The sequence below is a fragment of the Microlunatus aurantiacus genome, assembly GCF_039536605.1.
In the GTDB taxonomy this organism is placed as follows: Bacteria; Actinomycetota; Actinomycetes; order Propionibacteriales; family Propionibacteriaceae; genus Microlunatus; species Microlunatus aurantiacus.
On sequence record NZ_BAAAYX010000013.1, the window covers coordinates 365,178 to 378,150 of the forward strand.

Here is a 12,973-nt window from a genome sequence, read left to right on the forward strand (position 1 = left end):
CGGTCCACCTTAGGATGCGTCGATGACTCCGGGACGGCTGCCGCTGCTGGACCGGATCGCGGGCTGGCTCGCTCGTCGGGTGCGGTGGTGGGTGGCCGTCGCGGGTCTGCTGCTGTTCGGGGGGTTCATCCTGCTGGTGCTGGCGGCCCAGGCCGCCGCCGGCGCCTTCTACACCTCGCTCCACCCGGCCCCCGACACCGAGCTCTGGTACTCCTCCGCGGACCTGTACGCCGCCGCCGAGGCGTGGGGCGAGACCGGTCGGGCCGCGTACGTGCGGGCGCGGGTCACCTTCGACGTCGTCTGGCCGCTGGCGTACGGGATCTTCCTGCTGACCGGGCTGAGCTGGGCCTGGGCGCGGGCGACCGCACCGGGAAGTCGCTGGCGCCGAATCGCCCTGCTGCCGTTGCTGGTGGTGCTGCTCGACTACGCCGAGAACGTGTGCACGGCCACCGTGGTGGCGCGCTACCCCGCTCGCACCCCCGTCCTGGCCCAGCTGGCCCCGGTCTACACCGCCGCGAAGTGGTTCACCTTGTCCGGCTGCTTCGTGCTGCTGGTCGTCGGGCTGGGCGGCGCGCTGGTCGTCGCGCTCCGCCGCCGACGGGCCGGCTGAGGCGAGCCCACGCCCGACGTTCGGGGGCGGGGTCCGGCGGATTGTCGGTGTCACCGTGGAGGATCGCGGGCATGGACATCACCACCACGGTCGCGCTGGTCGCCGGCGTGATCCTCGGCACGGTCGGTGGGTACGCCGCCGCCGTGCTGATCACCCGGGCCGGCCGGCAGACGGAGGCGGCGCGAGGAGACGCCGACGGCGCGCGGCAGGAGGCGTACGTGGCGCAGGCCCGGACGGAGGCGGCCCAGGCCCGGAGCGAGACGGCCCAGGTGCGCGCGGAGTCGGCCCAGTCCCGCACCGAGGTGGCCCAGGCCCGGGCCGACGTGGCCGAGGCGCGGGCCCTGGCCTCGGCCGCGCAGGCCGAGGCCGCCGAGGTCTCCGCGGCGGTCGCGCGAGCCGAGGCCGAGCGGGACGCGGCGGTGGAGCACGCCCGGGCGCTGGCGGCGGACCGCGAGCAGATGCTCGTCCAGTTCAAGGTGATGTCGAGCGAGACGATGGAGCGGCAGAGCGTGTCCGCGGACGCGCAGGCCGACGCCCGGCTCAAGGCGACGGAGGCCCTGCTGGGGCCCGTCAAGGAGTCGCTGCACCGCTTCCACGAGCGGTTGACCGAGGTGGAGAAGGAGCGGGTGTCGATCGCGGCGGACCTGCGCAGCCAGGTGCAGACCGTGCAGCAGACCGGGGAGCAGCTGCGGCGGGAGACCAGGGCGCTGACCACGGCGCTGCGCAAGCCGCAGGTCCGCGGCGCCTGGGGCGAGCTGCAGCTGCAGCGGGTGGTCGAGCTGGCCGGCATGGTCGAGCACTGCGACTTCGTCCTCCAGCACACCGACACCGCCGACGACCGCGTCATCCGGCCCGACATGAAAGTCCACCTCGGCCAGGGCAAGTTCGTCTACGTCGACGCCAAGGTGCCGCTGTCGGCGTTCCTGGACGCCCAGGAGACCGAGGACCCGCGGACCCGGGAGGAGGCGATGGCCCGGTTCGCCGGGAACGTCCGGACCCACGTCGACCAGCTCGGCGGCAAGCGCTACTGGCAGTCGGGGGCCGGGACGCCGGAGTTCGTCGTCCTGTTCATGCCCAGCGAGGCACTGGCCGCAGAGGCTTTCGCGATCTTGCCGGACCTGCACGCGTACGCCGCGGAGCGGGACGTGGTGCTCGCCACCCCGACCACCCTGATCGCGCTGCTCCGCGCGGTGGCGTACGGGTGGAAGCAGGCCAGGTTGGCCGAGAACGCCGCCGAGGTGCTGCAGCTGGGCCGGGAGCTGCACGACCGCCTGGGCACCCTGGGCAGCCGCTTCGACAAGCTCGGTCGGGCGGTGCGGGCGTCGGTGATCGCCTACAACGAGACGATCGCCACGATGGAGGGCCGGGTGCTGGTCAAGGCGCGACAGCTCACCGAGCTCAAGGTCAGCAACGCCGAGCTCAAGGCGCTGACCAGCGTCGACGACCCGGTCCGTCAGATCCAGGCTCCCGAGCTGGTCGACGACGCCGTCCAGGTGGAGCCGATGGTCGGCCGGCAACGGCGTTCCCGTCGGCGGACCGAGCTGCCCGAGTCCGACGAGCTGCGGCGCGCCGATCCGGAGCTGTTCGAGCTGGTGGAGGACACCGGGGTGGTCGAGGACGACGGTCAGGCCCGCTTCTCGTCCTGACAGTGGTCGGGAGCGGCGGTGTGTGGCCGCCCCGGCCGGGATGAGACCGAGGACCAGGTGCGGCGGGTGCGGCGGGTGCGGCGGGTGCGGCGGAGCAGGATCAGGTGCGGCGGGTGCGGCGGAGCAGGATCAGGTGCGGCGGGTGCGGCGGGTGCGGCGGAGCAGGATCAGCCCGCCGGTGACGGCGGCCAGACCGGCCAGGCCCAGGGGCAGGGCGGGACCACCGGTGTCGGCCAGCCCGTGATCGGCGGCGGCCGGCGGCTTGGTCACCGCGACCCGCAGCCGGACGTCGTCGGTCACGTCGTCCGACCGGGTCGACGTCTCCCCGAACGGGCGCTCGGCCCGCGCGGTCAGCTCGGTGCTGACCCGACCGCGTCGCGCGTCGCCGCTGGTCACCCGGTAGGACCCGGCGCAGCTGATGGTCGCGCCGGGAGCCAGGGTGGCCCGGGCCGACGGCTCGCAGTCCAGGTCGAGCGCGCTCAGGCTGCTCGTGATACGAGCCCCCGTCAGGGTCACGTTGCCGGTGTTGGTGGCCGTGCCCGTGTAGCGCAGCCGGTCACCGCGGTCGGCGGTCCCGCTGGGGCTGACCGAGGCCCGGAGGGCGATGGACGGCGACTGGTCGACCACGACCCGCGCGGCGGCGTTGGCGCCGACGTAGTCGTCCGGGGCCTCCGGAACCGGGTAGCTACCGAACACGGTGGCGAAGTTGAAGAGGTCACCGAAGTCGAGGACGGCCTGGGTGACGGTGAGCGTCGCGGTGCAGGTCACCGCTTGTCCTGGTGCCAGCGTGGCGGCCGTGACGGAGCCGGACGTGGGGCAGGTGCTGCGGAGTCCCTCGAGCTCGTCGCTGATCCCCACGTCGCTGAGGGCGACACTGCCGTTGTTGGTGGCCCGGAACGTGTAGGTGACCACTTGACCGACGCGGGACACCCGGGTCGGGGTCACCGACTTGCTCAGGGTGACGCTGGGCCCCGCCACGGCCTGGGCGGCGAGCTCCGACGCGGGGGCCGGTGACTCGGTCGGACCGGGCACCGTGATGGAGTCACCGCTCCCCTGCGCCCCGGTGGTCTCGTCGGGGCTGGGTGAGGCGGCATCGGACGAGGGGTCGGCCGACTCCGGCTCAGACTGGTGGGGCGACGGTGAAGCAGCGGGCGAGTCCGGGGGCTCGGACGCCGGGGGCGTCGACGACGCCGGGCCCGACGGATCGGTCGGTGACGCCGTGGGCTCGGTCGGGGTGCTGCGCGGGCTCGGTGACGAGGTGGCCGCATGCCTCGGCTCCGGGGTGGGGGTCGCCTCGGCGAACGCCGCGGCCGGCAGCGTGATGAGTCCCACCGTCGCCACCGCGGACGCCAGACCCGCCAGCAGACGGCTGGGCGGCGACGAGGTGGACACGGAGGACTCCTGACCCGGGTTCGGTGGCGACTCGCCGTTCGGGATCCCCCGACCGGACGCGCCAGCAAGGTATCAGCGGTTTACGACGTCCACCTAACGATCAGCGGTCGACCCTCGACCCGGGGTTCAGTCGTTGACGGCGCCCTTGCGGAGGTCCCGCCGCAGCTCGGGTGGGAGGGCGAAGACGAGGTTCTCCTCGGTCAACCGCTCCTCTGTGGCGGGCGGGAAACCCCGCTCCTCCAGGAAGTCCAGCACGCCCCGGACGAGGTCGTCCGGCACCGACGCGCCGCTGGTGACACCGACGGACGACACCCCCTCGAGCCACGCCTCGTCGATCTCACCGGCGTCGTCCACGCGGTAGGAGGCCTTCGCCCCCGCCTCCAGGGCGACCTCGACCAGGCGTACGGAGTTGGAGGAGTTCGCCGAACCGACCACGATCACCAGGTCGCTGTGCGCCGCGATCTGCTTCACCGCGAGCTGCCGGTTCTGGGTGGCGTAACAGATGTCGTCACTCGGCGGATCCATCAGCAGCGGGAACTTCTCCCGCAGCTTGGACACCGTGGCCAGGGTCTCGTCGACGCTCAACGTGGTCTGGCTCAGCCAGGCGACCTTACTCGGGTCCTTCACCTGGACGTCGGCCACGTGCTCGGGCGACTCGACCAGGGTGATGTGCTCCGGCGCCTCCCCGGCGGTGCCCTCGACCTCCTCGTGACCGGCGTGGCCGATCAGCAGGATCTCGCGGTCCTCGCGGGCGAAGCGTCGGGCCTCGTGGTGGACCTTGGTGACCAGCGGGCAGGTCGCGTCGATCGTCTTGAGCTGCCGGTCGGCCGCTTCCGTGTGCACCGCCGGGGACACCCCGTGAGCAGAGAACACGACCGTCGCGCCGACCGGGACCTCGTCCAGCTCCTCGACGAAGATCGCCCCACGCTGCTGCAGGTTCTCCACCACGTGCCGGTTGTGCACGATCTGCTTGCGGACGTAGACCGGCGCCCCGTACGTGTCCAGGGCCTTCTCGACCGTGATGACGGCCCGATCCACCCCGGCGCAGTACCCCCGGGGCGCAGCCACCACCACTCGCTTGTCAGCCATGCGGCCAGTCTAGGTGTCGCCGGCCGGCGGCCCGTGTGGCTTCGCCCACCCCGATGCCGCCTGAGTCTGCCCAGAGGTGATCCCGGGAGCTCGAACATTCCGTCAGTCGACGGAGTTCCCGGTCGGCTGGCGCCTTGGCGGCCGTAGAACCCGTCGACTGACGGAATGTTCATCCGCGGTGCCGGTCACGGGCCGGAGAACCCGTCAACCGACGGAGAGTTCGCTCGCGCCGGCCGGTTCCCGCCACAGAAGCCGTCGACTGACGGAAAGTTCGGCCCTGGCGCTGATACCCGCGCACAGAACCCGTCGACTGACGGAAAGTTCGATCACCCGGCACAGCGCACACGGCCGACGACTGTCCGCACCGCCCAGTAGCCTTCGGGCCGTGCCCCTGGAGTCGTCGCCGGACCATCCGCAGCCGCTGCGGGTCGTCACGTCAGCGGTCCGCGGGTGGATCGACCGGCTCGGAGCGGTCTGGGTCGAGGCGCAGGTGATCGAGATCAACCGGCGCGCCGGCAGCCGGACGATCTTCGTCACGATGCGCGACAAGCTGGCGAACGTGTCGGCCTCGGTCACGCTGTCCCCGGCCACGCTGGACGCCGCGTCGGCCCCGCTGACCGAGGGAGCCACCGTGGTGGCCCGGCTCAAGCCCTCCTACTACGAGCAGAACGGGCGCTTCTCCTTCTACTGCGACTCGATCACCCCCATCGGCGAGGGTCAGCTGCTGGCCCGGCTGGAGCAGACCAAGCGGCTGCTGCAGGCCGAGGGACTGTTCGAACGGCACCACAAGAAGGCGCTCCCGTTCCTGCCGCGCGCCGTCGGCCTGATCACCGGCGAGGGCAGCGCCGCCGAGCGTGACGTGGTCGAGAACGCCCGTCGGCGCTGGCCGGCCGTCCGGATCGTCACCCGGTACGCGTTGACCCAGGGCCGCGACGCCGCCGAGCAGCTGATGCTGGCCCTGGCGGCGCTGGACCGCGACCCGGAGGTCGACGTGATCGTCGTCGCCCGCGGGGGCGGTTCGCTCGAGGACCTGCTGCCGTTCTCCGACGAGGGTCTGGTCCGGGCGGCCTTCGCCTGCCGTACGCCCGTGGTGAGCGCGATCGGTCACGAGAGCGACCTGCCCATCCTGGATCTGGTGGCCGACCTGCGGGCGTCCACGCCCACCGACGCCGCCAAGCGGGTGGTGCCGGACGTCGCCGAGGAGCAGGAACGGGTGCAGCAGGCACGGGACCGACTGCGGCGCGGAGTCGAGACGCTGGTCCGCCGCGAGCGGGACTGGCTCGGCCACCTCCGGGCGCGTCCCGTGCTGGCGGACCCGGGAGCCACCTTCACCCTGCGCGCGACCGAGGTGACAGAGCTGCGTGGTCGGGCCGAGCGGGCCGTACGGGCTCGGCTGCGGCAGGAGGCGACCGGGGTCGAGCACGCCCTGGCCCGGGTCCGCGCCATGTCGCCGAAAGCCACTCTCGAGCGCGGTTACGCGATCGTGGTCGACGAGGACGGCCACGCGGTCGACTCCGCCGGCGAGGTCGAGGTCGGCCAGCCCCTGCTGGCGTACCTGCACGACGGTCAGCTGCGGGTCGACGTCCGCGAGGTCGTCGTCCGCGAGGAAGGAGCACCCCTGTGAGTGACACCACCCCCGAGGACGGGACCGAGGACGCCGAGCCCGGCGCTGACGTGGCCGGGCTGAGCTACGAGAGCGCCCGGGCGCAGCTGATCGAGGTGGTCACCCAGCTCGAGTCGGGCGGCGTGCCCCTGGACGAGTCCCTCGCGCTCTGGGAGCGCGGCGAGCGGCTGGCTCAGGTCTGCCAACGCTGGCTCGACGGGGCCCAGGCCAAGATCGACGCGGCCCGCCCCTGAGCTCGACCCGGTTGCGGACCGCAACGGCGGGCGGTCGATCACCACGTCCTCGACGCCGACGGGCCACAGACCGCGCGGTGCCCTGACAAGCCGGGAACGTCGCGCCAGGATGAGCCCATGATCCGCTTCCTGTTGTCGCTGGGCATCAGCGTCGTCTCGGCCGCCCTCGCGCTCCTGGTCGCCGCGGCCGTGGTCGACGGTGTGCGCGTCCAGGCGGCGGGCTTCATCGTCGCGGTGCTCGTCTTCGCGCTGGCCCAGGCTCTGCTGGCCCCGTTCGTGTTCTCCATGGCCCGCAAGTACGCCTCGGCGATCCTCGGCGGCATCGGGATCGTGTCCACGATGCTCGCCCTGTTCGTGGCGACGCTGTTCCCGGGGGGTCTGCAGATCCAGGGGCTGACCGCGTGGATCGTCACCCCGCTGGTGGTCTGGCTGATCACCGCCCTGGGCACCTGGATCCTCGGCGCCCTGATCATCAAGCGCTGGTGGATGAACCGCGAGCCGAAGTCGGCCGGTCGGAACGCGCAGTCCTGAGACCGCCGCACCCTCCGCAACGCGGACCCTGACCCGCCACTCCGCGCCGCGCCACTCCGCGCCACAGACCCCTGACATGCCCCGGGCCGGGCCGAGAGACGTGGCGCCCGTCCGGGGCTCAGGCGCTGAGCTCGGTCGTCCCGAACCGGCGGCGGTAGTCGCTCGGCGAGACGCCGACGGTGCGCCGGAAGTGCTCGCGCAGCACCACCGGGGAGTTGAAGCCCACCCGGGTCGCGATCTGCTCGACCGGCAGGTCACTCTCCTCCAGCAGGCTGCGGGCGGCCAGGATGCGCTGCTGGGTCAGCCACTTGTGCGGGGTCGCGCCGGTCTCCGACGCGAACCGGCGGGCGAACGTCCGCTCGCTCATCATCGCCCGTGCGGCCAGCGAGGCGGCCGTGTGCTCGTCGTCCAGGTGCTCCAGCACCCAGGTCAGCAGACCGCCGAGGCTGTCGGCCCGGCACGCGGGGATGGGGATGTCGACGTACTGCTGCTGACCGCCGTCACGCTGCGGCGGGACCACCATCCGGCGGGCGATCGTGGTGGCGACGGCCGTCCCGAGCTCCTTGCGGACCAGGTACAGGCTGGCGTCGATACCGGCCGCCGTGCCGGCGCTGGTGACGATCCGGTCGTCGTCGACGAACAGCACCCGGGGGTCGACGTCGGCCGACGGGAAGCGGCGCTGCATGTCCTCGGCGTACTTCCAGTGCGTCGTGCACCGCCGGCCGTCGAGCAGCCCCGCCGCACCCAGGATGAACGACCCGGAGCACAGGCTGAGGATCGTCGCGCCGTCTGCGTGCGCCTGCCGGAGCATCTCGAGGACCTCCGGCGGGTAGCCGTCGTCCGCCCGCGGCAGCGTGGCCGCCACGATCACCAGGTCCGTGCCGCGGACGCTGTCCAGCCCCAGCTGGGGGGTGATGGTGAACCCGTCCGCGTTCTTGGTGCTCAGCGGGGCTCCCGGCTCGAGACCGCAGACCCGGAAGTCGAAGGGCGCGATCCCCTCGTCGGTCCGGTCGACACCGAACACCTCGACGGCCAGGCCGAACTCGAAGACGGCGATCGGTTCCAGCACGATGACGCTCACGCTGTGCAGGGTCATCGTGCCAGCCTACTGGCAGGATTCCTTTGCATGGTGACTATCGTGCCACTGTTGGCAAGGAATCGATGAGAGCAAGATTCTTGCCATGACCGGAATCCTGATCGTCATCGCCGCGGTCGCCCTGCTGATCGCTGCTCTCTCCCCCGCTCACCACCGGGCTCGGACGCCCTGGCGCCCCGGCGCCGACGTCGCCACCGACCGAGACCGGCAGCGCGTGGCCGACGAGCTCACCGCCACCGCCCAGCGCGCGGTACGCGGCCCCCGCCGGCTCAGCACGCTGCTCGATGCCGCAGGTTCAGCGGTGCCGTTCCACCGCTCGGCGCCGCGCCTCAGGTCGCACTGAGCGTGCCGGCGAACGCCTCCAGCGCCTCGTACGTGGTGTCTCCCACGACGATGGTCGTCACCTCGGGAGTGGACCAGACGAGCGAGCGGGTGCGCTCGTCGTCGCTCACGTACCGAACCCAGCTCTGGTCGCCGACGGCGCTGCGGCCGTCCACCACTCCGTCCCTGGTCGTGTCGCTGATGAAGTCCTCCGGCCGTGCGTCGCCCTGGTTCACCGAGATGTAGACATCGCTCGGGTCGAGGTAGCCGATCTGCCACAGGTTGCGCGCGGAGGGCTGGTCGTTCAGGTGTGGTTGTCCCGTCTTCACCCAGGTGACCTGGGTCGGGCGCCAGCTGCCGGGCAGCCCCTTCGGAGCCAGCACCGGGTACGGCGCCTGCTCCCGCGCCTGGGCCAGCACCGACTGCCAGTCGACCTCCTGGACCGGGTAGTCGTCGAGGTACCGGCTGAAGAAGACGGTGATGATCACCAGCGGAACCAGGATGACCAGCAGCGTGCGGACCATGTCCCCACTGCTCGCCGGTTTCTTGTTACGCGCCACCGGGCCATTGTGCCCGTCCGGAGCGAACACCCCGGTGGAACCGACGGCCGCCGGTCGGGTCCCCCCTGGTCCGGGTGACAATGCGCCATGCGCGCGGCGACGGAGGGGATCCGACTCCTCTCGGACGCGGCCGCGCTCTGGTGGACCCGCCTGCTGCCGCTGATCACCGCGTACGTCGTCGGGTTCGCCCTGCACCTGCTCGGTCTGCGGCTCTCGGTCGCCCTCGGGCCGGGGCACCAGGTCCTCGCCACGCTGGTGTTCGTGCTCGCGGTGCTGGCTCAGGTCGGGGCGCTGGTGCTGATGCTGTGGTTGTGCCGGCCGCCGGGCGACCGGGAGTCGGCGCTCGACGTGGCCGCCCTGGCCATCGGTCCGTTCCTCGCGGTCTACGCGCTGTGGGGACTCGTCGACGACGAGGTCTACGCCCTGTTCGCCGCCAACATCTCGGTCAGCGGCCTGGGCGGTCCGGATCAGTGGTCGGTCAACCTCCGGTGGTGGCAGCTCTACCTGGGTCTCGCCCTCGGCGCCTGGCTGCTCCGGCAGGCGGTCGCCATCCTGGCCCGGCACCATCGAACGCGTCCGTTGCTGCTTCTCGGGGTGGTCCTGGAGGGCGTCTGGACCTTCGCCTCCGCGCTGGCCCTGCTCGCCGTGCTGGGCCGGTTGCTCGACTGGGGCACCTCACGCGCGCTGTGGCAGGGCGTGGTCGGCGGCTGGCACCAGCTCCTCGCGGTCCTGCCCGACCTGCGACTGCCGTTCGATCTGACGCTGCCGGAGGCGCTGCAGACCGTCGTCGCCTGGCTGCTGGGCACAGCCCTCCCCGGGCTCTGGAACGCCGTCCTGCTTCCCCTGGTGTGGTTGGCCCTGGCCGCCGTCGTCTTCGGTCAGCGTGAGCTCGACGCCCGGTCGGTGGCCGAGGGGACCGGTCTCGTACAGCTGCCGGACCGCTGGTCCTCGAACCCCTGGGGCTCCCTCCTGCACCGGGCCGGGCTGCTGCTCACCGGAGATCTGCGGACGAAGTACCTGCCCGTGCTGCACGCCTTCCGGCTGCTCTGGGCCGCCGGTCCGGCCTTCCTGGCGGCGTACCTGGTCGTGGCCACGGTCGTCTCCACCCTGCGCGCCTGGGTCGAGCTGAGCCTGGCCAGGCTGTTCGGCCCCCGCGACCCGTACGCCGCCCTCGCCTGGTCCTGGGCCGAGGACCTGCTGGTCGGTGCCGTTCTCACACCGGTCGCGGTGGCCGTCTACGCGGCGGCGGCCCGCCGGACGATGCGTCCCGACGTCACCGGGGACGAAGCTCGAGCAGCCACGGGACCTGCCCGCCCGACAGCCGCGCCCTGACGGTCACGTGGTCGACAGCGTCGGCGGGGAGCTGGAACACCGTCGCCACGTCGTACGGCTGCCCCGGCTGCGGCGGCGGGTCACCCCCGGAGCAGGAACCGTTCTCGGGCGCCTCGACCCGATAGCCGATCGTGCCGTCGCCCCGCCAGGTGCGACCGGACTCGTCGGTCAGGCTCAGGTCGCAGAAGACGGTGCTCGCCAACCGACCAGAGGTCACGATCTCCACGCTCAGCACCACCAGGACGAGCTCCGCGCCGGGTAGCGCCTCGACCACGGTGCCGGACTCTGGGTCTCGGAGGGACCGCTTCAGCGGGAGCCGCGCACCATGGTCGAACGTGGACAGCCGGTAGCGCACACCCTCCACCAGCGCCGACTCGGCCGGACCCAGGCTCTGGTCCACCGACGGCCGGCGGAACTGCAGGATCGCCTGGGTCTGTCCCAGGCCGATCCCGGCCGCGAACAGCACCGCCGCCAAGCAGAGGGCGACGAGTCCGTTCCGCCGCCGGGTGTCGTTCCCGGTCATCGGGTCACGCGGATGGACGCCGGATCGAGCCGCAGCGCGCTCGGCCGGGGCGGGCCACCGTCGAGTGCCAGGTCGATCCGCAGACCCTCGTCGAAGCCGTCGAACTCGCGCGGCTCGTTCTCGACCAGCAGCCGTGCGCCGGCGACCCGGTCGGCTGGCACCTCGAAGACCCAGCTCCCCGTGACGGTGAACCCGGGCTGGAGCAGCGGTGGCTGGGCCTCGATCCACTCCGACCGCGGGTCGTAGCGCAGCCCGCCCCGGGTCTCCAGCCGGATGCGCCGGAAGTAGATGGGCGTGACGAGGGCGTCGACCTCGGCCCCGGCGACCACGAACACCCCCGTCGAGGACAGGACCTGCGTGCGCAGCTCCAACGCCGACGTCGTGCGGACCGAGGTCACGGTCACCGACTTGTCCCGGAGCGTGCCCCGCTCCCCGACCGACACCGCCGACCACTGCCGGGGCGGCGTCTGCAGATCGGGTGCGGTGAGGCTCAGCAGGGCCACGAGCCCGAGAGCGACCGCCGACGACAGCAGTCCCGGGCGGCGCCACCTCCTGTCGGTCACGGGCGGGCCCGTCGGGTCGCGGTCGACCACGCCCCCTCGATCCGCATCCTCGGGCGGGCTCACCGGCCGGTCCGCTCGTCGGGGCAGGCGAGGACGACGTCGGCCACCGCCGACCCCAGCTCCCAGTCGGTCAGGATCACGCTCCGCGACGGTCGCTCGCCCCGGATGACCAGCACCACCTCCGGCGGTGGGGCGGCGGGCGCACGCCCCTCCTCGAGCGGGAAGTCCAGGACACGATCGACCTGGACCCCGGGGTCGAAGCCCAGCAGGCTGCGTGGATCCTCCTCCGACGACCAGATCCTGGTCAGCGTCTGGCCCGCGTACCGGACCTCGAGCATGCCGTCCGTCAGGCAGCAGAGGGTCTCGTCGCCGACGAACTCGGTGCGCATCCAGACTCGGATGCGCGACTCGGGATCCCCCACCCCGACGTCCACGAGTGCGGCGCGGTCGACCTGGATCCGCCAACGGGTGGTGAGGATCTGCTCGCCGGCCACCGCCGGCCGCCCGGAGTCCGGCGCCGACGCGAAGCCCCCCAGCGCAGCGATCAGACCGGTCACCACCACCGCCACGCTCAGCACCCAGAACACCGGCGGCAACCGGCGCAGGCGGGCCCGGGGGCCGCTGACGCTGGTCATGGCGTCACGATAGTGGGGCTGCGCGGGATACTGCCGGCGTGGACGAGCCGCCGCAGACCGTCGCGCGTCGGACCGGACCACGGGGCGAGGTGGTGCTGCGCCGCCGGACCCTGGAGGACGGGTCCGTCGACGAGCTGATCGTGAACGGCGCCTTCGCCATGGACAGCGCCGAGACCGGGTCCGAACGAGCGCTGGCTGCACTGGCCTGGCCGGGAGCCCGGGTGCTGGTCGGCGGTCTCGGTCTCGGCTTCACCACCGAGGCGGTCCTCGCCGAACGGGTCGCGTCGGTCGACGTGGTCGAGCTCGAGGAGGCGCTGGTCGGGTGGGCGTACGAGGCGGTGACGCCACGGCTCGGTCGCCTCGCGCGCGACCCGCGTGTCCGCCTGTGGGTGGCTGACGTGGTCACCGTCCTGACGGGTACTGACGATCGGCCGGCGGGCCCGTCCGCGGCGACGCCACCTCCGGGGGCCGGCGTCGAGCCCAACGGGCCGACCGGACCCTGGGACGCGATCCTGCTCGACGTGGACAACGGACCCGACTTCCTCATCCACGCCGAGAACGCCGCCCTCTACGGCACCGACGTGCTGCGGTCCGCCCTCCGGCGCCTGACCCCGGGCGGCCTGCTGGCCATCTGGTGCCAGGGACCGCACGCCGGGCTGCGCGCCCGGCTCGAGGCCCTGTCGCCGACAGCCAGGGAGGAACGTCACGTCGTGCAGCGCGGTCGCCACCGGATCGCCTACGTCATCTACACCGTCCACGCGCCCGGCTGACCGCCCGAGTGACGGAAACGCGCGTCTCGCCCCGCCCGAACCGGTTCC

General features: G+C 72.6%; 15 protein-coding genes. 8 read left to right on the forward strand and 7 right to left on the reverse strand.

Annotated features, from left to right (window positions below; translation table 11 throughout):
* Positions 1–22: 22 nt before the first annotated feature.
* Together ABD714_RS15545 and ABD714_RS15550 are read left to right on the forward strand one after the other, a co-directional pair.
* A complete protein-coding gene (locus ABD714_RS15545) occupies positions 23–610 on the forward strand; it encodes a hypothetical protein (protein ID WP_344813302.1) in 588 nt (195 codons plus the stop codon).
* Between the two features lie 71 nt (positions 611–681).
* Positions 682–2,256 (forward strand): DNA recombination protein RmuC, encoded by a 1,575-nt coding sequence (locus tag ABD714_RS15550; RefSeq protein ID WP_344813303.1) that lies wholly within the window; start codon positions 682–684, stop codon positions 2,254–2,256.
* A 129-nt stretch (positions 2,257–2,385) separates the two neighbouring features.
* On the opposite strand, the gene ABD714_RS15555 is transcribed toward ABD714_RS15550, so the two are convergent.
* Both ABD714_RS15555 and ABD714_RS15560 read right to left on the reverse strand, forming a co-directional pair.
* Positions 2,386–3,648 (reverse strand): DUF7507 domain-containing protein, encoded by a 1,263-nt coding sequence (locus tag ABD714_RS15555; protein WP_344813304.1) that lies wholly within the window; start codon positions 3,646–3,648, stop codon positions 2,386–2,388.
* Between the two features lie 126 nt (positions 3,649–3,774).
* On the reverse strand, positions 3,775–4,737 hold the full coding sequence (locus ABD714_RS15560) for a 4-hydroxy-3-methylbut-2-enyl diphosphate reductase (RefSeq protein WP_344813305.1): 963 nt from the start codon (positions 4,735–4,737) through the stop codon (positions 3,775–3,777).
* A 385-nt stretch (positions 4,738–5,122) separates the two neighbouring features.
* Here ABD714_RS15560 and xseA point away from each other — a divergent pair, with 385 nt between their 5' ends.
* From xseA to ABD714_RS15575, 3 genes are all read left to right on the forward strand, one after another.
* On the forward strand, positions 5,123–6,361 hold the full coding sequence (gene xseA / locus ABD714_RS15565; RefSeq protein WP_344813306.1) for an exodeoxyribonuclease VII large subunit: 1,239 nt from the start codon (positions 5,123–5,125) through the stop codon (positions 6,359–6,361).
* The gene (locus tag ABD714_RS15570; RefSeq protein WP_425562402.1) at positions 6,358–6,594 is read left to right on the forward strand and encodes an exodeoxyribonuclease VII small subunit; all 237 of its coding nucleotides are present in this window, start codon (positions 6,358–6,360) and stop codon (positions 6,592–6,594) included. The genes xseA and ABD714_RS15570 overlap by 4 nt, the downstream gene beginning before the upstream one ends.
* A 117-nt stretch (positions 6,595–6,711) precedes the next feature.
* Entirely contained in the window at positions 6,712–7,125 is a 414-nt protein-coding gene (locus ABD714_RS15575) for a phage holin family protein (RefSeq protein ID WP_344813307.1), read from the forward strand.
* Between the two features lie 118 nt (positions 7,126–7,243).
* Here ABD714_RS15575 and ABD714_RS15580 read toward each other — a convergent pair whose 3' ends face one another.
* Entirely contained in the window at positions 7,244–8,221 is a 978-nt protein-coding gene (locus ABD714_RS15580) for a GlxA family transcriptional regulator (protein WP_344813308.1), read from the reverse strand.
* 85 nt (positions 8,222–8,306) lie between these two features.
* Between ABD714_RS15580 and ABD714_RS15585 the strand changes: the two genes are divergently transcribed.
* Positions 8,307–8,564, forward strand: a complete 258-nt coding sequence (locus tag ABD714_RS15585) for a hypothetical protein (RefSeq protein ID WP_344813309.1) — start codon at positions 8,307–8,309, stop codon at positions 8,562–8,564.
* Here ABD714_RS15585 and ABD714_RS15590 read toward each other — a convergent pair.
* Positions 8,551–9,102 (reverse strand): DUF4245 domain-containing protein, encoded by a 552-nt coding sequence (locus ABD714_RS15590; protein WP_344813310.1) that lies wholly within the window; start codon positions 9,100–9,102, stop codon positions 8,551–8,553. The two genes, ABD714_RS15585 and ABD714_RS15590, sit on opposite strands and share 14 nt — an antisense overlap.
* A gap of 87 nt (positions 9,103–9,189) precedes the next feature.
* On the opposite strand from ABD714_RS15590, the gene ABD714_RS15595 reads away from it, so the two are divergent.
* Positions 9,190–10,434: a hypothetical protein gene (locus tag ABD714_RS15595; RefSeq protein ID WP_344813312.1), complete on the forward strand. Its 1,245-nt coding sequence runs from the start codon at positions 9,190–9,192 to the stop codon at positions 10,432–10,434.
* On the opposite strand, the gene ABD714_RS15600 is transcribed toward ABD714_RS15595, so the two are convergent.
* From ABD714_RS15600 to ABD714_RS15610, 3 genes are read right to left on the reverse strand one after another with little or no spacing between them, the layout of a single operon-like run.
* Positions 10,376–10,957, reverse strand: a complete 582-nt coding sequence (locus tag ABD714_RS15600; protein WP_344813313.1) for a hypothetical protein — start codon at positions 10,955–10,957, stop codon at positions 10,376–10,378. The two genes, ABD714_RS15595 and ABD714_RS15600, sit on opposite strands and share 59 nt — an antisense overlap.
* Positions 10,954–11,520: a hypothetical protein gene (locus tag ABD714_RS15605; protein ID WP_344813314.1), complete on the reverse strand. Its 567-nt coding sequence runs from the start codon at positions 11,518–11,520 to the stop codon at positions 10,954–10,956. The genes ABD714_RS15600 and ABD714_RS15605 overlap by 4 nt, the downstream gene beginning before the upstream one ends.
* Before the next feature lie 59 nt (positions 11,521–11,579).
* Complete coding sequence (locus tag ABD714_RS15610) at positions 11,580–12,155, reverse strand: hypothetical protein (protein WP_344813315.1); 576 nt, start codon at positions 12,153–12,155, stop codon at positions 11,580–11,582.
* A gap of 38 nt (positions 12,156–12,193) precedes the next feature.
* Between ABD714_RS15610 and ABD714_RS15615 the strand changes: the two genes are divergently transcribed.
* Positions 12,194–12,925 carry a polyamine aminopropyltransferase gene (locus tag ABD714_RS15615; RefSeq protein WP_344813316.1) on the forward strand — a complete coding sequence of 244 codons (732 nt, stop codon included), beginning with the start codon at positions 12,194–12,196 and terminating at the stop codon, positions 12,923–12,925.
* Positions 12,926–12,973 lie beyond the last annotated feature (48 nt).